Consider the following 21,661-nt stretch of genomic DNA (forward strand, 5'->3'; position numbering starts at 1 on the left):
TCGGTCAATAGAGCGAACAGTTGGTGTGCCTGTGAGGTCCGGACGCTGACCGGCGCCTTCAAGAATTGACCACCGTCTTGTCTGTGCGATCGGTATTCAAAGATTATTCTCCGGCGCGCGTGCGGCGGGGCTTCTTGTGGGCTCACCGATGGCTCGGGCTAGTATGCGGTATTGTTGTGGTGCTGATGGGGCTTACAGGAAGCTTCAACGTCTTTTATCGGGAGATCGATGCTGCGCTGAATCCAGCGCTTTTTATACCGGCTGATGCGGAACAATCGATTAACTTGACCGAGGTGGTGCGGATCGCGGCGGCGGCTGATCCCGCACCGATCTTCGCGATCGTGGCTCCCGATAAAGTTTGGCCCGTCTGGGTTGTGATGCATACCCACGAAGGTCCGAAAGATAGCTTCAAAAATCTTTGGACCACCATGATCGATCCTTCGAACGGAAAGGTGCTCGGCCAGCGCGACTACACGAACGCGCCCGCGTTCATGATCTATCGCCTGCACTACACGCTGCTGCTCTACGAATGGGGGGGCAAACAGTTGGTGGGCGTGGTCGGGTTCGTGCTGCTTGGATTGGCGCTGTCGGGCCTATATTCATGGTGGCCGAAGCAGGGACGGTTCTGGCGATCGGTATCGATACGCCGAGGTGTTTCGCCCCTTCGATTTTTTGTCGATCTTCATAACACGGCGGGTTTTTGGGCATTGATCGTGCTCCTCGCGATTTCTATCACGGGAATCGGTATTGTTTTCCCCGGTATGGTCCGCCCTGTCGTTGGTCTCCTGTCAAAGGCAACACCTGATCCCTCGCCTCGCATTGAGACTCCGCCGCCAAAGGGAACGCCGCAACTTCCGCCTGATGAGATCATGCGGATCGCGCAGGCAACCAAGCCGACCTTGTCGATCACCGTGCTAAACCCGCCGACCGAAACTAGCAACGCATGGCGTGTACGATTCCGCCCGGATGACGCTGATCCCGCTTTACGTTCACGAGGCGCGATCTGGCTCGACCCATGGAGCGGCGCCGTGGTGCAGGATCGAACCTCGGAAACTATGTCGGCGGGTGATCGCTACATGACGGAACAGCTCTGGATTCATAACGGCTCGACGTTGGCGCTCTTCGGCCGCCTGCTCGTGCTCACTGCTGGCTTCGCGCCCCTCGCGCTGTTTATCAGTGGTGGGATCATGTGGTTCAAAAAACGTTCTACGAAATCAAGACCTACCAAAGTGCTGCGCGCTGGAAGTAGCACTACCTGATCTGTAAGGTCTCAGCTGGTGCAGGTCTGTTGCTTGAGAAGCAAACGGGGGCAGCAGTTTGTTTCGGCGCGAAATAAAGCTTTGGCGCAGTTTTGGTGTAGCTTATTCATTCAGCACCTGTCAGTCCGGCTTGAAGCAATCGATTTTGCCGCGGCCGTTCATCTGCCGTCTGACAAATTTGAGACGCATGATCTGACTCTCGGTCTGTCCGTTGGACCAAGGCGAGGTGATTGTCGCCCGAACCGCCGCTTCATCCTTCGTGACGCCATTGGCGAAAGAGAAATCGACAGGGGATTCCGGAGCCGGAACTGGATACCATACCTCAGTTCAACACTGATGGCGCGGGCAGCGTCGTTTATCTTGTCGGACTTCCTTGTCCTTCCAATGACTTCCGAGATGCTTCGTAAAATCCCTCGTCCAGGGCTTAGGTGTCCCCTTCGATCGCTTTGTCGAATAATTGGTCTTCGGCTTCGGCATCAAAGGAAGCAGGTAAATGCGATTGTCTATTGTCGGGCGCGCCCGTTGATCGAGCAACTGCCAAGCGTTTGTCGAGCTGGCTTTTCACAAGCACCGGGTTTGGCCCGGTCGAAGAGCATATTGACATTCCTCGTCTATTGAGGACACGACGGATAAGACGTAGCGGTTGCAAGTATATCGAATCCGGGGTCGTGTATGACTATGGAAAGCCAGGCTGTAGCATCGAAGCTTTCGCGTGCGGCGATCTTCCTCGTCGCGACGCTGAATGATGGCGAGGCCAACCTGAATTCCGTTCGCGCCATGTGCGGCGATCTGGCTGGTTTCGTGCGCGCGGTCGGCTTTCGCGATCTCGACGGTGGGCTTTCCTGCATCATGGGTTTCGGCTCGGACGCGTGGGGCCGATTGTTTGGCGATCCGCAACCGAAGGAACTGCATCCATTTCGTGAAATTCGTGGCCGTCATCATGCGATGGCAACACCCGGAGATCTCCTGTTTCACATCCGCGCGCGGAGCATGGACCTGTGCTTCGAACTTGCGATGCAGATCATGACTCGGCTCGGCGGTGCGGTCACCATCGTCGACGAGACGCACGGCTTCAAATTCTTCGACCAGCGCGACATGATCGGTTTCGTCGACGGCACCGAGAATCCGGTCGGGCCGGAGAGCGTCAACGCAGTGCTGATCGGCGACGAGGACCCCGCCTTCGCCGGCGGCAGCTACGTCATTGTCCAGAAATATCTTCACGATCTCAAACGCTGGAACGATCTGCCGATCGAGCGGCAGGAAGCGATCATCGGCCGCAAAAAACTCTCCGATATAGAACTGGAGGATGCGGTCAAACCCTCTTGCGCGCACAACGCCCTCACCTCGATCACCGACCAGGACGGAAAGGAACTCAAGATCCTGCGGGACAACATGCCGTTCGGCGAGATCGGAAAGGGTGCGTTCGGCACCTACTTCATCGGCTATACACGATCACCATCGCGGATCGAGCGGATGCTCCAGAATATGTTCGTGGGCGATCCACCCGGCAACTACGACCGACTGCTCGATTTCAGCCGCGCAACGACAGGAAGCCTGTTCTTCGTTCCGCCCGCGACATTCCTCGGTAGTGCCGGCCCGGCTGCACTGAGCTCTGCAGCGCCCGCTTCGCCATCCACTAAATAGAGGCTATTCTTCCACGGTCGGCAAGATTCATGCTCGGCACGCAAGCCGGTCAACCCAGCCTCAATGAAAGGGGTAGACTGTCAAACGGAGCAGCGCACCGAGCTAGGCTTGCTGCATTCTCAAAGTGAGACAATTCGATCGGTAACAGTTCGGCCGCACCTTGAAAGCGAGGTGCGGAGGTGCGGAAGAAGTTCACTGACTCCGCATGCGCACCCCTACATAGGGCGCGGAAGGTGTGGCGGCGATCAGGCGGGGCCGACGCTACTTAGGCAACGTTGTGGCCCGCAATGACAGAAAAGCTGCGGTGGCCGCTCTTACCATAGGGCGCATTGGTCCTTGCTATGATATGCGGGTCACTGCTTCTCCGGCATGATTTTGTAACCGACAATGCGCGTGGCCCAGACGCAGGGAGAAATATCATTGGCCCATTGTTGGGTTGCCCAAAGCGTCTTGCGGTCAACGGGATCGAGCGCGGTTAGGATGCCGACCGAATTTCCCATCGGCGCCATACTCTTCTCGTTGCGGCAAGTATAAGGCTGCGTACCCGCCACGACCGTTGCCGGGTCGGCAAAACGGCCGGCAGGATCATCTTTTCTGTGGGTCCAGAGCAACACCGACAGGTTGGTGCGCGCGCTCGAAGCGGTGCCGACGATACCAATATTACCTTCGCCATCGACGCCGATGGTGCCGAACTCCAAATGGAGGTCGGTGCTGGCGAGCTTTGCGGTCTGGCTGACGACGCAGGCCGCCGGCTGTGAGCAATCGAGATCGACATAGATCAGGATGTTGTTGGGATCGGCCCCCTGCGAGCCGCAGGCCTCACGGCATGGTCCGGTACCGAGCACGCCGTACAGATGCCAACCGTGCTGGACGACATTCATCAACCGGTGGCTCGGCGCGGCCCGAAGCGTGACCTCGCTGCCGGCCTGCGGGATGGACATGATATCGGCGCAGCACGGCGTGTTGTAGAGCCACTTGTTGGATTTCGATCCGACGTCGGTCTTGATCACCTGCTGGCTGCCGCCGGAATTGTAAGTCCCGCCGCCACCGTTCCAAGTAAATGTGTTCACGATCCAGTCGAACGAGAAATTCGAGGAGCGCTGGCAGGCATATTGCGCGGTGCGATCACAGCTCTTGTTGGCGAAGAATGCGGGCGCAGCCGCAGCCTTTGTCGGGTCGTGATCGATGGCCGGCACGATGTCGAGAGGCATATTGTGGCCGCGGTTGATGTGGGTCGGCGCAATGCCCTGCGCGATTGCCTTGACCTCATTTGAAGGCACTGCGAAGCAATCATAGGAGACCCCTGGCACGGTCGCGAGATTATCGTCGCCGATGTGGCCGCCGCAGACGTAGATACCGTTTTTGTCGTAACCCAGCTTGAGGCCTGGATCGCGATCGAGGCAAGCACCGCCTTGCAGGCACGACAGAGAGGTGCCGCCCCAGGCGCCGGTCGCATCAGGGCCGGCGCTGACCAGCGTGCAGTCGTTGCGGCAGGTGACGGTGATGACCCAGCGCTCGATGAACTCGTCGTAGATGATGTGCGGCTCGAACGGGCCGCCGCCCCTCGGCGGATTTGGGTCAAGTCCGGCGGCGCGGATCACCGCGGACAGAGGCGTCGACTTCAACAGATTGCCGGCGGGGTCATAGACGTTGACGTTCTGCCATGTGACCTGGACGACCTGCTTGCCGCTGGCCGCAACGTCCATCTCGGCTCGATCGCAGTGAATGGGTCCGATCTTCGGCTTGCACGTTTCGATCCCCGGTCCGCGGTCGCCGTCGAACGAAACGATCGTTTGCGCGTAAGCCCCGCTCAGGGAAAGGACCAGCAACAGGGTTGGCAGGATAGCAAGACAAGAATTTCTTACCGTTCGGCGGTCGGTCATGATCGATGCGTATCCATGATTTCAGGCTCGCGCCGGAAGGGCGGCGAGCAGCTTGAGAAGCTTTGGCTTAAATGAAAGTGTTGCCACGACGAGTGCGGCTGCCACAGGCAGCTCCGTCACCCAGAGCAGGATTCCGTACTCCGATCCTTCGCGCCACTGTATGACGGCAAACGCAGTCGCAAAGCTAAGGATGCCGACGACCTTGAGGAGCAGTCTGCCCAAGCGTGGACAGTCCGGCGTTCCGAACACGGCGTGCCAATGATGCCGCTGCACTAAGGCCAAACAAGCGAAGGCGATATAGTTCGCAACGAAAGCCGCGAGCAGATAGAGCGCATCAAGCATGGCTGCTCGCGCCACTGAGATCGGGAACGGCCGCACCAACCCGCCGCTCGGCGCGCGACAACCAGCGGCCAATGGCAAGTGCGACGAAGGCCAGCATAAGCAGACCAGCATCGACGCCGGCCACGGGCCAAAGGCGAGGCACGAACAGACTGCGCAGCAGATGATCACCGGTCGTCACCCAATTCAAGATTACCGCGAGCACGGCAAGTGCAGCGATGGCGCGGCACTGCTCAGCCCAAGCAGCTTGTGGCCGCCACCAGGCGTGGGCGAAGCTCACGAGCCAGACCAGGTAGAAAGTCCAAATTTCCAGCGCGTAACGAGGAGTCCCCAAGACGGATATGCCGAGGGGCAAAATGCGATTGATCACCATGAAACCGACTGAGGCCATGACAATACCCGTCACGGAGCCGACTGCTATGGCTTCAACCACGCGGACGCCGGACCTGCCCTCCGCGGCATGACGCCGGCGGCGCGCCTGGAGCCATACCTGAAAGCCGGAGAAGATTAGAACGCATCCGGATAGGCCGAGCGCGAAATAGAGCGCGCGTAGTAACCAGTGCCGAAACTGGATTTGGTGCATACCGGAGATGAAGCGCTGGGCGTAAGCGATCGGTTTCATTTCGCCGCTCTGATGCAGAACGGCGCCCGTGGCGGCGTCAAATTGGATGGCTGGCGCGCTTCTGACGATGCCGCGATCAAAGGATTGGAACACGCTAACATAGGCTTTCGCATCGCCAGGATGCTGCACCACGATCGCCGATGGGGCCGCACCGCCCCACATCTGCTGCGCCTTCGCGGCCAGCGCGTCCAGGGGCATGAGGGTTCCAGGCTTCTTGGCCATCGGGCGCGAATAGGCGCTGTAGGCGTCTTCGTTGAAGGCATTCTTTCCCGGATAGGATGACTTCCAGCCACTCGGGAAGAACGCGATCGACAGGATGGTGAGACCCGACAGCGCGATGACGAAATTGAACGGTAACCCGAGCACGCCGGTCACCGTATGCAGGTCGAGCGTCATACGGGCAGTTCGTTCCCGCGTGCGCAAGCTGAAAAAATCAGCGATCAGTTTGCGGTGCATAATCACGCCGGACACGCAGAGTAGCAACATCGCCATCGCTGCAGCACCGACGATCCACTCACCGAGGTCCCACGCTCTCAGGTGCAGCCTGTAATGGAAGGGAAAGAAGAAGCGGGTCCCGGCCCAGGTGCCTTGCTCGGGCAACGCGGCACCGGACACCGGGTCGAAATAGAGCGACAGGGCCTCGTCGCCATCGCGATAGACAACGCGAACCACCGGCTGGCGGTCGCTGGGCTGCAGCATCGTCCAGGAGCGCGCACCGACCTTGACCGCCGCATCGTAGCTACCGCGCTGGGCGTCGAAGGACGCCGGCTGATCAGGCATCGCCAGGCGCGTCATCGGCGCCATCCAGCGATCGATCTCGCGATCGTAGACCGAGAGCGAGCCCATCCAGAAGATCGCGAACAGCAGCGAGGCGGCGACCACACCAGCCCAGGTGTGCGCCAGGTTCATCGATGAGCGGAACTCCTGTGTCATCTCTCAGGCTGCCTTGGTGAGTAAAAGGGCAAGACCAAGACCACCGGCCATCGTCAGTCCCAAAGCGAGACGCGAGATGCGCGGCTGCGCGGTGCCCCAAATTAGGAGTGCCAGATAGAACAAAAACCCGCACATCGAAGCGAGTACGACCGCCTCGCTACGTGCGAGCCCGAGCACGGGCAGTGCGCGGGCGAAACCCGCCACCAGCGTCAATGCCGCCGCATAACCCCCGACGATCAGCACAAGCAGATACAACACGACAAGCCACCAGCGCCTGGTGTCGGTGGCATTGCGTCGGTCAGCGATCAACTTTGTTGATATTCTCTCCGCCATTGATTTCCGCTAACGCTAGAAGTTGAAGGTTGTCGAAACCAGGAAGGTTCGGGGCATACCGAGATAGAGATATCTGGCCGTGTTCGCACCCGCCCAGTAGGCATTGTTGAATACATTCTCCACGTTAAAGCGAACCACTATCGGCTTGTTGTTCCAGGGCGCTGCGAAGGTGTAGCGAACACCGGTGTCGAAGCGTGTCCAATCCGGCACTGCGATCGTGTTGGCCTGATCGACGAAGAAGCTGCCAGTATAGATTCCACGTGCCGTCCAGGTCAGGCCGGGCACGAAGGGTAGGTCCAACTCGCCGCCAAGATTGAGCTGGGTGTCCGGAATGCTGAAGCTGCGGTAACCGTCGAACGTGCCCCCCTGCGTCTTCGCCTGGCGCGCGTCGATAAACATCACGCCACCCAGCAGTCGCACGCCGGGCGTGACTTCGCCGAAAACATTCAGCTCGATACCACGGTTACGGTTTTCACCCCCCTGGGTGAGAGTGTTGGTGGTCGTATTCGTGATCTGGAAGGGCTTCGTGATGTCGAAGGCGCTCGCAGTCGTAATGATCCGTCCCCAATCGACTTTGACGCCCGCTTCATATTGCCGGGTTCGATAGGGCGACAGCACTTCGCCCCTGTTCGTGAATTGGTCTGGCACGATGGTGCCCGCCTCAAGCCCCTCGATGTAGTTAGCATAGAGCGAGACGTTTTCGAGTGGCTTCACCACGAGCGCATAAGCGGGCGTCACGGCATCAGTGTTATAACCGCCGGTCTGCAGGCCGGTCGCCGCGCTGAAATTGCGGCTCACGACGTATTGTTGACGGACGGCCGCTGTAAACTGGATACGGTCATTCAGGATCGACATCGTATCGGCGACGCCAAAGCCCCAGAGGTGATGGTCCGAAGTCTTCGGTGGCGGAGCAACGAACAGTTGCGGCACGGGGTTCGGCATCGGGTTATAGAGGTTGGACGCGAAGGCCGTTCCGGTCGTGTTGAGGATCCCGACCTCGCCCTTCGTGTCCGTCACGTTGAAATTAACGGCGTGATGGACCGAACCCGTGTCGATTTGAGCGCGAAAGCCCGCTTGCGCGGCGTCCTGGTCGCGGAATTGGCAGTTCAGCCGCGGCGAACCGTTGAAGTTGCCGTTGAGGTTGGTGACCGTGATATCTGAATATTGATACTGGGTTGTGCCCCTGACGGCGCCGATCTGTGCGTAAGCCGTGAGGCTATCGCTGATATCGATTTCGCCTCCCGCCAAAACATACTTGCCCTCGCCTTGCCAGTACCCCCAGGTTGGCTGGAACTTCTGGGTGGGGTCAGGAGGCCGGGGCACGGAGGTCAAAGCCGGGCCTAGAACCACGAAGCGTGTCATGACATCGACGTCGTTCTTCTCGTAGCCGAGATCGAGCGACGCACGCGCGCGCTCGCCACGATAGTCGAGCCCGAGCGCTGCAGTACCGAGCTCCTGGCTTTGGTTGGCGAGCTGGGTGCCGCCGTTGCGATAGGCACCGTTGAAACGGACGCCGAACTCGCTTTGCTCGCCAAAGCGGCGCCCGGCATCCAGATGCGTGCCGAACGAAGAACGCGACGAATAGCTGTTTGTGAGCTGCGCAATCGGCGTGTCCGTGGCCCGCTTGGTGACGAGATTGACGCTGCCGCCAACGCCGCCGCCGGGCGGCGGCATGCCGTTGAGAAGCGCCCCCGGGCCCTTCAACACCTCGACCCGTTCGATTCCCGTAAGTCCTGAGAATGAGAAGGCGGAGGCGATGCCGTACAGCCCATTGAGACCATAGGCCGAGCTCGGCACATCGAAACCGCGGATGGTCACAAAGTCAAAGCCGTAGGCGCGCGGGACGCTCGCTCGGACCGAGGGATCGTTGGCGAGCACGTCGTCGAGCTTGCGCGCCTGCTGATCTTGGACTGTCTGCGCTGTGTAGCTGGTCTGGTTGAACGGCGTATCCATGACGCTGCGATTGCCGAGGAGACCAAGTTGCCCACCAGTTGCGACTTGTCCGCCCGCATAGGCCGGCATCGGCGTCATTGTCGAGTTCGGATTGCCTGCACCCTGCACTTCGATGGTGTCGAGCGAGATTGCACCGGCGACCGCGGCGCTGGCGGCAGCAGAAGAAGGCGCTACGATTGAGACGGTTCTCGGATCGGTGAACGAATAAATGAGTCCCGTGCCTTTGAGGATTTTTGTAACGGCTTGCGCAGGCGTCAAAACACCGCTAACGCCCGAAGACGATTTGCCTGCCGCAATCGCGGGGACATAAACAATTTGTAGGCCGCTCTGGCGCCCAAATTCCGCTAACACGCGGTTGAGGGAGCCGCCAGGGATTGCAAAGGATATCTGCGCAGTCTGTGCACTGGCCGGTGTGCATAAAGCCAATGACCCGCATGTCATTGCGGTTGACGCCAGCAGAACTGTGCAGACGTCACCCAAACGGCCCCACCCAACGAGACCGAAAAACTTCAACATGACCAAGCCACCCCTAAATGCTTCGACAGGGCTGCCGGAACGCGCCCTAATTGTGCATACGAACGGGGTCTCGAGGTTTTCCTATCTCATCGAAAATATTTTAGATCGGCGAAATCACCGTGAGATAAGTGCCGATCATCCGGACACGGCCGCCGAATGGATGCACGAGGGCATTGAGCGCCCGAGGTGGGTCGGTGACGTCAAAGACGCCGCTGACACGCTGCGTGCCAAGGCTCGGATTAACGACGATGGTGCGGCCGGACTGCCAGCGGCTGATTTTAGCAATGATCGACGAGACTGGTTCATCCTCAGCGAAAAGCTGTCCGGTGCGCCATGCTGCGATCTGGCTTGCGTCTCGCGTGCCGAACTGGCTCGTCCGACCCCGCTCGTCGAAGGCCAGCCATTGACCGGCCGTGAGGCGGGCGGTTTGGATGTCCGCTGCCGTGGACGTCACTTCCACCGTGCCGTGATCGACCGAGATCGAAAGATAGCCGGCGCCATCGCTAATTTCGAATGCGGTGCCGAGCGCGGTCGACACCAACTCTGCTATGCCGACGCGAAATGGCCGTTTTCGATCGCTCGTCACATCGAAGAACGCCATGCCCTGAAGTAAACGGATAAACCGCTGCTCCTCGTCGAACTGCACCGCTATCGCGCTGTCCGGCCCCAGCGTCGCGACGCTTCCATCCGCAAGATTAACACGACGAATTTGCCCGGTGTCGGTGGTGAAGTCCGCCCTGGCATCAACCAGAAAACGGTGAAAGGCGGGATAACCCGCAGCCGCGCCCGCGCCGACCAGGCCCGCGATGACCAACGATCGCCGCGTGATGCCTGCGGCTGCTTTTTTCCCGGCATCGCGTTCATCGGTGATGATCTTGACCATCATGCCGTGAATTTCGGCGACGTCGGCCCATATGCTTTCGTGCACCGGGCTTCTCGAACGCCATTCCCGGATCATTCTGCGCGGAACAGGATTGTCGGGATCGTTCTTAAGCCGGATCATCAGATCCGTGGCCTCCATGAACAGCCGATCTTCTTCGGATATTTCGTCGGTCATGAACACGCCTCAGAGATAGACCGGGTGCGTTTGCGCTCCACAGTTCCATACTAAGAATACGAACGGGGACGGGCATTTTTCCCTCCGGCCGTGTACCAGTATTGTGGTTCAGAAGTTCGCTTTATTCTCTCAGTGAGTCCTCACCGAACACTAGCCTTCCGCCTCGCGGAGGCGATCGCGGACATGACAGTAGGCACCGCGGATCAAGACCCAGGTTCTCGTGGTGGACACACCAAGTTCTTGAGCCACAGCTGCGATACCTTTGTCGCCAAGATGATGCATCTCGAAAGCGCGACGTGTCCGTTCAGGCAATTCCTGCAAGGCAGCGGCTGAAATCGCGAGCCGCTGCCGGTCGAAGATCATTGTTTCCGGAGATGGCAAACCGTCAGGAATAGCCTCAAACTCGGCATCCGTCAGAGCAACCTGCCGCACGTGGCGCTCACGCCGGATCTGATCGATATGCAGATTGCGGGACGCTCGGAAAAGAAACGCGCGCGGGTTGTCGCATTTCGCATTGTTTGGCCGACCCGCCGCGAGCAACCTCAAAAAGGCCTCCTGGGTCAAGTCGGCTGCATTTTCCGGAGTGACCCCTCGCCGACGGAGAGCGTTCGCGATCTCCTTCGAGTGTCGCACAAACAATGTGTGAAGGTCGTCCCAGGACATTAGTGATCGCCGCTCCCTCGGCATCCACACCGATCCGCAACCGCCTCGTTCACATTAGTCTCCAACCACGCAAATCTTAGCGAGCTGATATGGCACCTATGGCACCATCTATCCCGCTAGCGGCCAATAGCGACGAAACCCGCCGTGTGCAAACGCAATGATTTAGAATGAGTTGAAGAAATACCGTAAAATAAGCAGGCCGCTTCATCCCACACGCATCAATTAAAACGCCGCATTCGTGCGATTTTTGATGGGTAGCCTGTGACTTGTTATGTAGCACTCCCGTTCGGTGCTGGCGACGATGGACCTGAGCCTCGCGAGCTTGTCGAATGCACAAGTGCGAATGCGGTGATACGAAGTGCTGTGCGAATGGCCCGGACGGAGAAGAATGTCGGTGCGGTCGCGTTCAGCCGTACAGGCGATCCTGCCAGCGGAGAATCTGCGAATGCCGTTCTGCTGAAAGCGTTTGGCGAGGCGCCAGTGATTGAGCGTGCTCTAAGCAGCGCGGTGTTCTGTAGTGGAATGTTCGAACAAGTTATCGATGCCGTTAAGGATGATGTTCTTCGTATTGCAAACGAGCATCACTTCTTGCAACCCTCATCGTTTAGTAGATGATCTGTGGCAAATAGAGGGGGCGCGGACAACCGTGCCCTCTCTAGTCGAGTCGGTTGCGCTATGTGAGTGACCAGCCGACGGTCTTTACCTAACGGCTTAAAACTTTCATTTCACAATCCGGCGTGATACGCCATGCATGATCCGGCTCGGGTAGGTCAGTAATCCCTCTTGTCCCGCCCCAGACCCGCCGATGAATCTCCACGTCGCGGGTTTTGCTTGCGAGGGCTGGCCCGAGGTTTCGGTGGGCGAAGAATTTAGAGCCCGCTTACCCAGCCGGCCCGCACCAGCCCGGCAGGTAGATTGCGTCCCTGCTCTTGGCCAGGCCCAACCCTTGCTCGATCGCGACCTCGAAATCGGCCTCGACCGTTTTTCTCGACATCCTGCGGCGCAGAAAATCGGCCCAAAGAAATTCGCTGAACGGCGTCGTATCCTTGGCAAAGCCACCCACGCGTCGTAATTCACCGGCGAGACTGCGGAACGGGTCGTCTTTGAGATCGGCCACCGATTTGGGAATGTCCTTGAAGTGACAGCGCTCGCCTTTGGAATTGTACGGATATACCCAGCGCCGGTTGTCCATCACCACCCAAAAGGCATCTCGATCAACCATGGAGAGATCGGCGATGACGGTAACAAGGACGTCCTTCACACCTTCGTCGTGCAACGCCCGTGCCAGATGATGGTGATCGACGACGTAATGGTGTTGGTTGGGGCCGCGCACCACCGGGATCATACGCTGGCCAAGCGACTCGGCGCGCTTTTTGTTGGACTCCTGCGCGCGCCAGCGTCGGCGCTTCTCCTCGACCTCCCGCATCCCGACCGTCATTTGCGTCGGTCGCAGCGACAAAATCGGAATTGGATGTAGGACCGGTTCGCGCGTGCCCACCATAAGAAGCTCTCCGTCCCCCTCGGACGACTATGGCATGTTGCCTTCGGATGGCAATGGCGTCGAACCGCTTACGCGGAGCTATGACACGACAGCCCACCGGCACATCCGAGCCTCACACCTGCCGGCAATCGCGCGCGGATCACCGCCGTTCATAAGTCGGTCGATCACGATGTCCCGTTAGCCGTTTGCCCCGAGCATTACGCATGATGTGGGCCTCCTGTCGCATCAGAGTATCGGCCGACGGAGGCAGTATATGACCGTTGCGGGATGTCATTGATCGTCGGCACAAATTCCAACCACATCATGCCTGGCCTACGTCGTCTCTCGATAGGTCGGACTTAACGGTCCATCTAAATGGGCCATCTTCGTGCCCAGTTCCTCATCGACAGTGACTGAGACCAAAAACTGGTGTCACCTTGGGTTGATCTCGCCACAATGGGAGCCCGTCATGTCGAGACTGGCAATCGCGTTTATGTTGGCGCTGGCCGCGACCGGGGCCAACGCGCAAAATTCGGGGTCCGGACAATCGCAGACACCCGCGGCTGCCGGCGAGGATGAAACACGGCCGTTCCTCTTTGATGGCCGATTGCCCGGCGATGAAGCCCGAGAGAGGCTACCCGCTCGCGACCGTCACCCCAGCGGGGGCACGATCGTCGTGCCCCCAAAAGCAAGCCAGCCTGAGCATGAGCGTTGAAGCACCTACGGCCGCGGCCGCTGAAACTGCGCTCTCGCCTTTCGGAATGCCTTGTCTGTCGCCATGAAGCGCTGGAGCATCGGCACAACCAGCTTGATGGGATCTGGCGTGGTGGCGGTGGCGTTGCCGCCGTCTCTCGCCAGAACCTCGGCATAGGCGATCAGGTCGCGATAAACCACCCCGGGGAATTTGACCATGCGGCTGACCGGCCTGCTGTCCTCGATCGTCTCCAGCTTGAGCTTGGTCATGACGGCCAACCGGTCCCGGCAAGAAGCTGCACGGCGGCTTCCGCCATCGGCTGCTTCTTGAGGCTGGCGATGCGATCCGCGCCTCGTCACTAACGGCTTCCCGGACGGCGGCGAGAATGTGCGCTTTGGTAATGCGGCCACCATGGGCGTCCAATGCTCCGTCATGTCGAGCGCCAGCGCGCTCGCCAGCCTGTCCGCCGTTGCATGCGCGCGGCTTACGCTCCCAAGACAACCTCACCGCGTTGACGGTCTGCGAGGCACAGTGCGCGAACAACGCCATGACGCTTGCATGCATCCAGCCCGGCGATGAAGTCCCACAGGTCCGCCACGTCGCGCGGCATGTCCGCCGCCCATCCGGCGTGACGATCCGCCAGCGCCTTCGCCGCCGCCATGTCCTCAGTGCCGTCCGCGTGGCCCGCAAGGTGCGCGCTATTCGGTCGGATATCGAGACAATGCGCGTCCACGCCACGATAGAAGGTCTGCGCGGCGAGCGCATGGATGACGGCAATCAAGGCCATGTCCGGCTGCTCGCCAAGGGCGAGCCGCAGGCCAAGCGTGCGATGCGCGGTCAGGCGGATGAGAAGGTCGGAAGGCGGTGTGCCGTCTTCCTCCGCATCTTCGTCCGCAGTTCCGGGCGCGGATGCATGATCCCGCCCTCGCCATCCTCGATGACCTCACCATCATCGTTGACGCGCGCGCCGTCGATGACGCCATCGCTTGCCTCCTCCGCTTCGGGTTCGTAGCGGCTTCGACGCAGATTAAAATAGAACAACTCTCGGTTTCGGCGGGGTTAGACGATTGCGCTCGCTGTTGCTGCCGCAAAACTTACGATCATTTGCGAAGCAATGCGTAGTTGGCGAGCGCGCTACGCGGGAGACCGCTGACGTGACCGGGAATGCGCATTCTCAAATGTCGATCTTGGCGGCACAGTTCGTCGTGAGCGGAATGGGCCGCTCGGCGACGAGGCAATGGCGTTGGCAAGACCGAGAAGGACGACAGCCGAAAACGTGCGGTTGGTTCTCGTGCCATCCGAAGGTGCGGAGGCTTACGACCCCGCAAAGCGCGACCCGCGCCTCGTCGCGCTTGTGCGCCTGCTTGCACGACAAGCCGCGCGGGAGTTCGTCGACGCGGAATGGGAGCGCGCGTCCCGCGAACGCCTCCGTAAATAGGGAGGTCGTCTCATGAAGGTCGCGCTTTACGCCCGTTATTCATCGGACAATCAGCGCGACGCCTCTATCGAGGATCAGCTTCGGCTGTGCCGCGCTCGCGCCGACCGCGAAAATTGGAAGATCGTTGACAGTTATATCGATCGGGCCATTTCCGGGGCATCGCTTCTGCGGTCCGGCGTTCAAGAATTGATCGCGGACGGCCTCAAGCGTCGCTTTGATCTCGTTCTGACGGAATCGCTTGACCGGCTGTCGCGCGACCAAGAAGACATTGCCGGCTTCTACAAGCGAATGCGGTTCGTCGGCATCAACATCGTCACCTTGTCGGAAGGCGAAGTGAGCGAATTTCACATCGGTCTCAAGGGGACGATGGGTGCGCTCTACTTGAAGGACCTGGCCGACAAGACGCGACGCGGACTTCGCGGGCGCGTCGAAGACGGCAAGTCGGGTGGCGGACTGTGTTACGGCTACGATGTCGTCAAGAAATTTGACGCCAATGACGAAGCGATCCGCGGCGACCGCACGATCAACCAAGCCGAGGCCGACGTCGTCCGTCGTATTTTCTCGGATTATCTGGCTGGTCAATCATCGCGCACGATCGCCATGACGTTGAACCGGGAGGGCGTGTCCGGGCCGCAGGGAAGCGAATGGCGGCCGTCGACGATTCACGGCAATCCGAAACGCGGCGTCGGCATCCTCAACAATGAGCTTTATGTCGGCAAGCTGGTCTGGAATCGGCTGCGCTACATCAAGGACCCCGACACGGGTAAGCGCGTTTCGCGGCTTAACCCGGAGAGCGAGTGGGTCATACAGGACGTTCCCGAACTGCGCATCGTCGAACAGGATGTGTGGAGGCCACGAAGGAACGCCAGCGTCGGCTGGCCTACGAGCCGCCGTCGGAAGCCGGGGGAGAATACCCTGAATGCACGCCGACGGCCGAAGCATCTATTCGCTGGCCTCGTCAGGTGTGGTTGCTGCGGTGGCGGTTACACCATGATCTCCAAAGACCTTCTTGGCTGCGCGACGGCGCGCAATAAGGGAACCTGCGACAACCGGCTCAACATTCGGCGCGACGCGATCGAGAAGTCGATCCTGACAGGGTTGAACACCCATCTCATGGCGCCCCGGACCTGTTTAAGGAGTTCTGCCAAGAGTTCACCCGCGAGGTGAACCGTCGCCGGATCGAGCGCAGCACAGACCTTGAGTCCTGGCGGAGCGAGTCCGAGCGGATTGAACGCGAGTTGCAGAAACTGCTCACCGCGATCAAGACGGGCGGGCCTATCGAGGCCATCGTTTCGGATATGAAGCGTCTTGAGGGGCGGAAGGCCGAGCTGACCGAACTTTTGGCCAACGCCCAGGAACCGCCGCCCCTGCTGCACCCTAACATGGCGGAGGTCTATCACCAGAAGATCGCCGCCCTTTACCGGGACCTGCAGAGCGAGGAAACCAAGGCCCAGGCTGCGGAGACGTTCCGGTCTCTGGTCAGCCGGGTGAGCCTCGTTCCGGAAGGTGGAACGCTCGCGATCCTCCTGCGCGGCGATCTGGCCGCGATCCTCCGGTTTGTGGCAGGCAAGAAAAACCCCGACGTCCTTTCGGAAGTCGGGGTTTTGGACGACCTGCTATCGCAGGCATCGGTGGTTGCGGGGAAGCGCAGATACCGATACCGACATTCCTTGGAAGTGGCGATTTAATTTGACCCCCCCGGGTGTACCCCCAGGCCTACAGTTGATCTACTTTAGGATCCTGGACAGGGAAAACTGGCGAATCGGTTGGCCGCGTTTGACCATCACGTGCTTATGTAGCCAGAAGGGGGACCTGTCAGGCCGCACACCCCGATCGGCGACCACCGTGAATAAGATCGTGCGGGCCGAACGTAAAGGTTTACTCGACAAGGTGCCCGGCTTTGCGAACCCCTTCGGCAAGGCCATCCGGTTTTCCGTCGATGCCCGCGAGACCCGGCGCAAGCATTTCGAGAAGTCCGACCTCAAGGCCGTCGTGACGGTCGCATATGACAGCAAATCCCGCATTGAACTTACTCTAAGCGAGTTATGACCTGCTGCCAGCACTGCCAGCGCATCTTCTCCTCAAGAGAGGACTTCCTGCGCCACACCGAGCAAAACGTGCGGTACGACAACCCTCAAATCGGACCCCGCTAAGCGCGCGCCAATTTGTGCAGGATGTTTCCGAAGCCGCCAGTTCAATGGCTAGCGGTCTTCGTTTAGCCTTCTTATCTTTGCTGAGGCAGTGTTATTGCGTTCGGCGTTTGCTTATCGACCCCATTGTAGATTGAGAAACCGAGCAGCAGAGCGAGTATCGCACCGAGGATAGCCCAGCCGACCGTCATGCCATTCATATGTCGCCTCCTGGTTCATTCGGAAATACCATGCCGCACTCCCTTTAGGAACGACGCGTCTGCTCACGTGTGATAGCGCCATCCCATCATCACTAACTGACGCTCACCCTTACACGTGCGAATCACCGGGCGAGACCATCGGGGTAGACAGCGGGCAGCGGCGGGAGGTTTCCCGTGAGGTCACGCAACACAGCGAACAAACTGGGATGGCTTCCTGGTTGGTGGTGATGCTGTAAGGTTGCACATCCGATACTCACCGTCGCGCGTTCCTCGGGTCGAACTTCGGGCACTTCCTTGGGTTGTACTCCGGCAAGCTGTCCGGTCGCTCGGGATAATGAAACTCATCACCCCTAAGCCATCGCCCTTCGAACCTCACCCAGAACAATATAGCGTCGATCTGACGTATGCAAACTCGTGCACGGGCCACAAGCCGCCGTCGCGTATCCTCTCGCCTGTCGGATTGAACGAGAGGTTGTTGAGTTTGCACAGCGCCTCGCCATCCAATGTTCTCTCTAGCAATTCTAATCAATCGCGCTCTGCCCGGAAGTGAAACGTCGTTGTCTTCTGCTACAGCGAACGCTGCGGCCGACGTTCGTCGCTATGCGATAACGCTGACCACAACGGGGCTTAAGGCACTCGCTTGGTGAAAACTCTTTTCAACTCCGGAAAGCCTTGGACAGCGGATGATATTAGAACGTTACAAAAGCTGGCGGCGGAAGATAAGCCAGTCCGCCTGATCGCTAAATTAATGGGCCGAACGTCAATCGGGGTTCAGGCGAAAGCCCTGCAAGAGCACATTTTGATCAAGCGCCAGTCTCGCGGTCGGCGGAAGCCCCCAATTCCTGAATGAACGAAAAACCCTGAACTTGTTAAAAAACCACATCCCAGAAAAGCAAATGGCCCGAAGCGTTGCCCGGGCCATCCACATCGCGAGCGAGCCTACATCCAGCTCAGCTCGCTAGCCTAGGCGAAGGTTCTCCGCGCTCTCTTTGCCGCGGTTCGCCACGATCTCGTAAGATACCTTGGCGCCCTCTGCCAGGCCGGTGAACCCGGCCTTCTCCACGGCTGAGATATGGACAAACACGTCCTTGCCGCCGGTTTCCGGCTGGATGAAGCCATAGCCTTTCTGCTGGTTAAACCACTTCACAGTTCCTGTAGCCACGTTGGTCGTCCCCAAAACGTTGAAACGTGAATACAACCCTAAGCAGTAGCGGGAAGCAAGGCACAATACTGCCGGTGGTGAGCCGGCGGAGGCGTCCTCTTCTCGCTAAGGGAGCGCCGATCTTAGGAATCAATCTTCACAGTTTTAGCGTGAATTTCACGTAGATTCATTGAAGATTATCGATTTTCATGAAATTCTTCTACCCTGTGCTCTTTTTCATAAGCCGGTATTGAAATTCATGGAACCCGGGCAACAGAAGCCATTTTCAGAAGCTGTCATCGCTTTTCACGGTCGCCCGCTGCCGGAAGCTGCCATTCCGGTCGGTTATGCCGCCTTGATCGACGCCTTTGAGCTGGCTGTCCCGGCGCCCATCCGCTTGGCCGCAATCGGCCCCCGACACAAGGTCTACGAGGCCGACGGCTGGAAGCTCTATACGCCGCGTCACCGGCCCGACGCCAATCTCGGTGGCCATCTAACCTTCGCGCTGCGTTACGAAGGACTCGATCTCGCCGTTCTGAAGCGACTGTTCCTTGTCACGGGACCGGAGCCGATCGCGGCTCTTGTCCGCGCCGCGCCGACTGGCGCTTACGCACGGCGGATCTGGTTCTTGTACGAATGGCTGCTCGATGCCCGGCTCGACCTGCCTGACGCAACGCAAGGGAGTTACGCTCCTGTCGTTGACCCAGGGCAGCAATGGGCTATCGACGGGACGACATCGTCACGCCATCGCGTGAAGAACAATCTGCCCGGTACACCCGCCTATTGTCCGCTAATCTTTCGCACGCCGTTGTTGGAGCAGCTTGTCGCCCGCAATCTCAGCGATGAAGCACGACGTCTTGTAGCCGAGGTACCCGCTGACCTCCTCGCCCGCACCGCGGCCTTTTTACTACGGAAGGATTCGCGATCGAGCTTCCAAATCGAAGGCGAGGATCCGCCCCAGGATCGCATTCAGCGCTGGGGGCATGTCATTGGCGAAGCCGGCCATCGCCCGATCGACCGGGCCGAACTGGAACGCTTGCAACGCATCGTCATCGGGGATGCGCGTTTCGTCCATCTCGGATTGAGAGAGCAAGGCGGGTTTGTCGGCGAGCACGATCGACTGGACGGGACCCCCATTCCCGATCACATCAGCGCGCGACACCAGGACCTGCCTGCGCTGATCGATGGCCTGACGGCTTTCGATCGCAGCGCTGCGCAAAGCCTCGACGCGGTACTTGCCGCAGCCGTTCTCGCGTTCGGCTTCGTTTACATCCATCCGTTTGAGGATGGTAACGGCCGTCTCCACCGCTACCTCATCCATCATGTTCTGGCGGAACGAGGCTTCAACCCACCTGGTCTTGTCTTTCCCGTATCGGCCGTGATTCTCGATCGGATCGACGATTACCGCCGCGTGCTTGAAGGTTATTCGCGCCGACTATTGCCGCTCATTCGCCGGCGCCCGACCGACCGCGGCAATGTCGAGGTCCTGAACGAGACGGCCGACTTCTATCGCTATTTCGACGCGACGCCCCATGCGGAGTTTCTGTTCGAATGTGTCGCGCGCACCATCGATGTCGATCTGCCCGCCGAAACCGCGTTCCTCCGGAGCTACGATAGCTTCAAGACCCAAGTGAAGCGGATGATCGACATGCCGGACCGAGTCCTCGACCTGCTGTATCGCTTCCTGCGGCAGAACGGAGGCAAGCTGTCGAAGCGCGCGCGCGAAAAGGAATTCGCGGCCCTGACTGACGACGAGGCAGCGGAGATCGAGGCAATCTACGCGAACCTTTAACGCTTAACCGCCGCGCCTTTTCCTCCTATTGCTCTGAGCATCGGTCAGCTTCAAGGCAGCATCGACCACGGCTCTGAATGCGGAGGATCCGCGGGCCGTTTCACCGACGATGGCCAACCAACCGTCCGATGCCGACGCCACGCGAGAGTTCGCATCGAGCAGATCGCGCGCCCTGGCCACTGTCCGGCGACCGGCTGGCGTCTTCCCGGACAATATCTTCGATAGGTGTCCCTGGCTAATACCGAAGCAGGACACGCAATCATTCAGGCAATCCGCGACTATTTCAAGGATGATGAATTCAGGTTTGAGAGATGTGCGGCGAAAATTGCTGAGTTCATGCTTCCTCGTATTGTCTCGCTTGATCTGACAAGACCAATACGGGATGGCGGCCGTGATGGGATTGGCAGATACCAGCTGGGTGACGGTGCTTCCGCAGTGGATGTAAGCTTCGCACTTGAAGCCAAGTGCTACAGCATGAGCAGTTCGGTCGGGGTTAAAGAGTTATCGAGACTTATCTCGCGCCTGCGCCACCGCCAGTTCGGTGTGCTGGTCACGACATCCTTCGTCCATGATCAGGCTTACAAAGAAATCAAAGAAGACCAGCATCCGATTATCGTGATTTGCGCTTCAGATATCGTCAGACTTCTGAAGAACGCAGGCATTACCACTGTGCCTGACGCGAAGGCTTGGCTCGCTGTATTCTAAACGTTCGGATACCGCTCGAGACTGCGTGGCGAGCCCGTGCAGATATCGAAGAACTCTGGCGGCGGATCGCCTTCTCGATCCTGATCACTAACGTAGACGACCACTTGGTTAATCATGGATTCCTCCATGTCGATCGGGGTCAGCGGCGTCTAGCGCCCGCCTTTGACATCAATCCCTTTCCTGAGTGGGTGCGAGAATTGAACACTTGGATTTCGGAGGATGTCGGACCGGAGGCCAGCATCGATGCACTGATGTCGGTCATCGCATACTTCCGCATCGCCAAGACGCGCGCGAAAGAAATCTTGGGACAAGTCGAGGCCGCTATTGCTCCCTGGCGCGAGCAAGGCCAGCCCTTGGCATGATAGGGGACGAACTCGATCAGTTCGCCGATGCGTTTGAGCATCGCGAGCGCGCTGCACTGAGAAAACTATCGACTTAGCTTGCGAGCTCATCGGACAAGACCGCAGATCATCCAGGCCTCGATGTGCCTATCGCAGTACAGCTTCCCATGCCGAAAGCGCCCGTATGATTGGCGTGTCGCTGTCATTGCTGTGCACGGGATGTCCGTCGCAAGCCATCGCAAGAGAACGAAAGTGAAAGAAAAGTGGAACGGCGATGCACAAAATTTGCACACGATCCCCCACCTAACTAATCCATCATCGGGTTCACCCGCCATAAGAAAAACGCCGCGATCCCATGGACAACAACGAGGACGGCGAAAACCGTCCCGGCCGCGCCGTCCAGGCGCCCTACGGGAAGAAGAACAAGCGCCGGTAACGCCAGTAGCAGACCAATCGCATAAGAGAGTGCGGCCGTTCGGGACATCGATCAGGTCGATGACAGTCATTTGTCCGCACTC

At 59.1% G+C, this 21,661-nt stretch carries 21 protein-coding genes and 1 pseudogene; 11 read left to right on the plus strand and 11 right to left on the minus strand.

What is annotated here, in order from left to right; all coding sequences use genetic code 11:
* Positions 1-119: 119 nt before the first annotated feature.
* Together AC1RT6_RS17395 and AC1RT6_RS17400 are read left to right on the plus strand one after the other, a co-directional pair.
* Positions 120-1,259 (plus strand): PepSY-associated TM helix domain-containing protein, encoded by a 1,140-nt coding sequence (locus tag AC1RT6_RS17395; protein WP_493029557.1) that lies wholly within the window; start codon positions 120-122, stop codon positions 1,257-1,259.
* A gap of 672 nt (positions 1,260-1,931) precedes the next feature.
* Positions 1,932-2,903, plus strand: a complete 972-nt coding sequence (locus tag AC1RT6_RS17400; protein WP_420799317.1) for a Dyp-type peroxidase — start codon at positions 1,932-1,934, stop codon at positions 2,901-2,903.
* Positions 2,904-3,256: 353 nt separating this feature from the next.
* On the opposite strand, the gene AC1RT6_RS17405 is transcribed toward AC1RT6_RS17400, so the two are convergent.
* The 7 genes from AC1RT6_RS17405 to AC1RT6_RS17435 all read right to left on the minus strand — a co-directional run bounded on the left by AC1RT6_RS17405 (position 3,257) and on the right by AC1RT6_RS17435 (position 11,226).
* A complete protein-coding gene (locus tag AC1RT6_RS17405) occupies positions 3,257-4,786 on the minus strand; it encodes a hypothetical protein (RefSeq protein ID WP_472791403.1) in 1,530 nt (509 codons plus the stop codon).
* A 21-nt stretch (positions 4,787-4,807) separates the two neighbouring features.
* The gene (locus tag AC1RT6_RS17410; RefSeq protein ID WP_079447806.1) at positions 4,808-5,128 is read right to left on the minus strand and encodes a DUF3325 family protein; all 321 of its coding nucleotides are present in this window, start codon (positions 5,126-5,128) and stop codon (positions 4,808-4,810) included.
* Positions 5,121-6,680, minus strand: coding sequence for a PepSY-associated TM helix domain-containing protein (locus tag AC1RT6_RS17415; protein WP_079447807.1), 1,560 nt, complete (start codon positions 6,678-6,680; stop codon positions 5,121-5,123). The genes AC1RT6_RS17410 and AC1RT6_RS17415 overlap by 8 nt, the downstream gene beginning before the upstream one ends.
* A gap of 3 nt (positions 6,681-6,683) precedes the next feature.
* On the minus strand, positions 6,684-6,989 hold the full coding sequence (locus AC1RT6_RS17420; RefSeq protein ID WP_244553532.1) for a hypothetical protein: 306 nt from the start codon (positions 6,987-6,989) through the stop codon (positions 6,684-6,686).
* Positions 6,990-7,028: 39 nt separating this feature from the next.
* Positions 7,029-9,317, minus strand: a complete 2,289-nt coding sequence (locus tag AC1RT6_RS17425) for a TonB-dependent siderophore receptor (protein WP_493029555.1) — start codon at positions 9,315-9,317, stop codon at positions 7,029-7,031.
* A 265-nt stretch (positions 9,318-9,582) separates the two neighbouring features.
* A complete protein-coding gene (locus tag AC1RT6_RS17430) occupies positions 9,583-10,539 on the minus strand; it encodes a FecR family protein (protein WP_079447809.1) in 957 nt (318 codons plus the stop codon).
* A 150-nt stretch (positions 10,540-10,689) separates the two neighbouring features.
* Entirely contained in the window at positions 10,690-11,226 is a 537-nt protein-coding gene (locus tag AC1RT6_RS17435) for an RNA polymerase sigma factor (RefSeq protein ID WP_338013173.1), read from the minus strand.
* Positions 11,227-11,571: 345 nt separating this feature from the next.
* Between AC1RT6_RS17435 and AC1RT6_RS17440 the strand changes: the two genes are divergently transcribed.
* Positions 11,572-11,817, plus strand: coding sequence for a hypothetical protein (locus tag AC1RT6_RS17440; RefSeq protein ID WP_338013174.1), 246 nt, complete (start codon positions 11,572-11,574; stop codon positions 11,815-11,817).
* A 265-nt stretch (positions 11,818-12,082) separates the two neighbouring features.
* Here the strand turns inward: AC1RT6_RS17440 and AC1RT6_RS17445 are convergent, their stop codons facing one another.
* The gene (locus AC1RT6_RS17445; RefSeq protein WP_079447811.1) at positions 12,083-12,703 is read right to left on the minus strand and encodes a ParB-like protein; all 621 of its coding nucleotides are present in this window, start codon (positions 12,701-12,703) and stop codon (positions 12,083-12,085) included.
* A gap of 448 nt (positions 12,704-13,151) precedes the next feature.
* On the opposite strand from AC1RT6_RS17445, the gene AC1RT6_RS17450 reads away from it, so the two are divergent.
* A complete protein-coding gene (locus AC1RT6_RS17450) occupies positions 13,152-13,397 on the plus strand; it encodes a hypothetical protein (RefSeq protein WP_079447812.1) in 246 nt (81 codons plus the stop codon).
* 5 nt (positions 13,398-13,402) lie between these two features.
* Here AC1RT6_RS17450 and AC1RT6_RS17455 read toward each other — a convergent pair whose 3' ends face one another.
* Both AC1RT6_RS17455 and AC1RT6_RS17460 read right to left on the minus strand, forming a co-directional pair.
* Positions 13,403-13,645, minus strand: a complete 243-nt coding sequence (locus AC1RT6_RS17455) for a DUF2274 domain-containing protein (protein ID WP_079447813.1) — start codon at positions 13,643-13,645, stop codon at positions 13,403-13,405.
* 5 nt (positions 13,646-13,650) lie between these two features.
* Positions 13,651-14,381: pseudogene (locus AC1RT6_RS17460) on the minus strand (chromosome partitioning protein ParB); the annotation flags it as partial.
* Positions 14,382-14,613: 232 nt separating this feature from the next.
* Here AC1RT6_RS17460 and AC1RT6_RS17465 point away from each other — a divergent pair.
* From AC1RT6_RS17465 to AC1RT6_RS17480, 4 genes are all read left to right on the plus strand, one after another.
* On the plus strand, positions 14,614-14,814 hold the full coding sequence (locus AC1RT6_RS17465) for a hypothetical protein (RefSeq protein WP_173816029.1): 201 nt from the start codon (positions 14,614-14,616) through the stop codon (positions 14,812-14,814).
* Between the two features lie 12 nt (positions 14,815-14,826).
* Positions 14,827-15,981, plus strand: a complete 1,155-nt coding sequence (locus AC1RT6_RS17470; RefSeq protein WP_244553533.1) for a recombinase family protein — start codon at positions 14,827-14,829, stop codon at positions 15,979-15,981.
* Entirely contained in the window at positions 15,978-16,502 is a 525-nt protein-coding gene (locus AC1RT6_RS17475) for a hypothetical protein (protein WP_472791402.1), read from the plus strand. The genes AC1RT6_RS17470 and AC1RT6_RS17475 overlap by 4 nt, the downstream gene beginning before the upstream one ends.
* Positions 16,503-16,659: 157 nt before the next feature.
* Positions 16,660-16,863: a hypothetical protein gene (locus AC1RT6_RS17480; protein ID WP_079447814.1), complete on the plus strand. Its 204-nt coding sequence runs from the start codon at positions 16,660-16,662 to the stop codon at positions 16,861-16,863.
* Positions 16,864-18,122: 1,259 nt separating this feature from the next.
* Here AC1RT6_RS17480 and AC1RT6_RS17485 read toward each other — a convergent pair.
* Complete coding sequence (locus AC1RT6_RS17485; RefSeq protein ID WP_079447843.1) at positions 18,123-18,326, minus strand: cold-shock protein; 204 nt, start codon at positions 18,324-18,326, stop codon at positions 18,123-18,125.
* 238 nt (positions 18,327-18,564) lie between these two features.
* On the opposite strand from AC1RT6_RS17485, the gene AC1RT6_RS17490 reads away from it, so the two are divergent.
* From AC1RT6_RS17490 to AC1RT6_RS17500, 3 genes are all read left to right on the plus strand, one after another.
* The gene (locus AC1RT6_RS17490) at positions 18,565-20,097 is read left to right on the plus strand and encodes a Fic family protein (protein WP_079447844.1); all 1,533 of its coding nucleotides are present in this window, start codon (positions 18,565-18,567) and stop codon (positions 20,095-20,097) included.
* 225 nt (positions 20,098-20,322) lie between these two features.
* A complete protein-coding gene (locus AC1RT6_RS17495; protein WP_079447815.1) occupies positions 20,323-20,802 on the plus strand; it encodes a restriction endonuclease in 480 nt (159 codons plus the stop codon).
* Positions 20,803-20,885: 83 nt separating this feature from the next.
* The gene (locus AC1RT6_RS17500; RefSeq protein ID WP_244553537.1) at positions 20,886-21,164 is read left to right on the plus strand and encodes a HipA domain-containing protein; all 279 of its coding nucleotides are present in this window, start codon (positions 20,886-20,888) and stop codon (positions 21,162-21,164) included.
* The last annotated feature ends 497 nt before the right edge of the window (positions 21,165-21,661 follow it).

The organism is Nitrobacter sp. MLSD-S21 (genome assembly GCF_058809865.1).

Excerpts from the sequence above, each read along its gene's own strand:
- AC1RT6_RS17415 (WP_079447807.1), bottom strand. The coding sequence starts at position 6,680 with ATGACACAGGAGTTCCGCTCATCGATGAACCTGGCGCACACCTGGGCT.
- AC1RT6_RS17445 (WP_079447811.1), bottom strand. The coding sequence starts at position 12,703 with ATGGTGGGCACGCGCGAACCGGTCCTACATCCAATTCCGATTTTGTCG.
- AC1RT6_RS17455 (WP_079447813.1), bottom strand. The coding sequence starts at position 13,645 with ATGACCAAGCTCAAGCTGGAGACGATCGAGGACAGCAGGCCGGTCAGC.
- AC1RT6_RS17450 (WP_079447812.1), top strand. The coding sequence starts at position 13,152 with ATGTCGAGACTGGCAATCGCGTTTATGTTGGCGCTGGCCGCGACCGGG.
- AC1RT6_RS17470 (WP_244553533.1), top strand. The coding sequence starts at position 14,827 with ATGAAGGTCGCGCTTTACGCCCGTTATTCATCGGACAATCAGCGCGAC.
- AC1RT6_RS17430 (WP_079447809.1), bottom strand. The coding sequence starts at position 10,539 with ATGACCGACGAAATATCCGAAGAAGATCGGCTGTTCATGGAGGCCACG.
- AC1RT6_RS17435 (WP_338013173.1), bottom strand. The coding sequence starts at position 11,226 with ATGCCGAGGGAGCGGCGATCACTAATGTCCTGGGACGACCTTCACACA.
- AC1RT6_RS17410 (WP_079447806.1), bottom strand. The coding sequence starts at position 5,128 with ATGCTTGATGCGCTCTATCTGCTCGCGGCTTTCGTTGCGAACTATATC.
- AC1RT6_RS17405 (WP_472791403.1), bottom strand. The coding sequence starts at position 4,786 with ATGACCGACCGCCGAACGGTAAGAAATTCTTGTCTTGCTATCCTGCCA.
- AC1RT6_RS17465 (WP_173816029.1), top strand. The coding sequence starts at position 14,614 with ATGGCGTTGGCAAGACCGAGAAGGACGACAGCCGAAAACGTGCGGTTG.
- AC1RT6_RS17400 (WP_420799317.1), top strand. The coding sequence starts at position 1,932 with ATGACTATGGAAAGCCAGGCTGTAGCATCGAAGCTTTCGCGTGCGGCG.
- AC1RT6_RS17490 (WP_079447844.1), top strand. The coding sequence starts at position 18,565 with ATGGAACCCGGGCAACAGAAGCCATTTTCAGAAGCTGTCATCGCTTTT.
- AC1RT6_RS17440 (WP_338013174.1), top strand. The coding sequence starts at position 11,572 with ATGGCCCGGACGGAGAAGAATGTCGGTGCGGTCGCGTTCAGCCGTACA.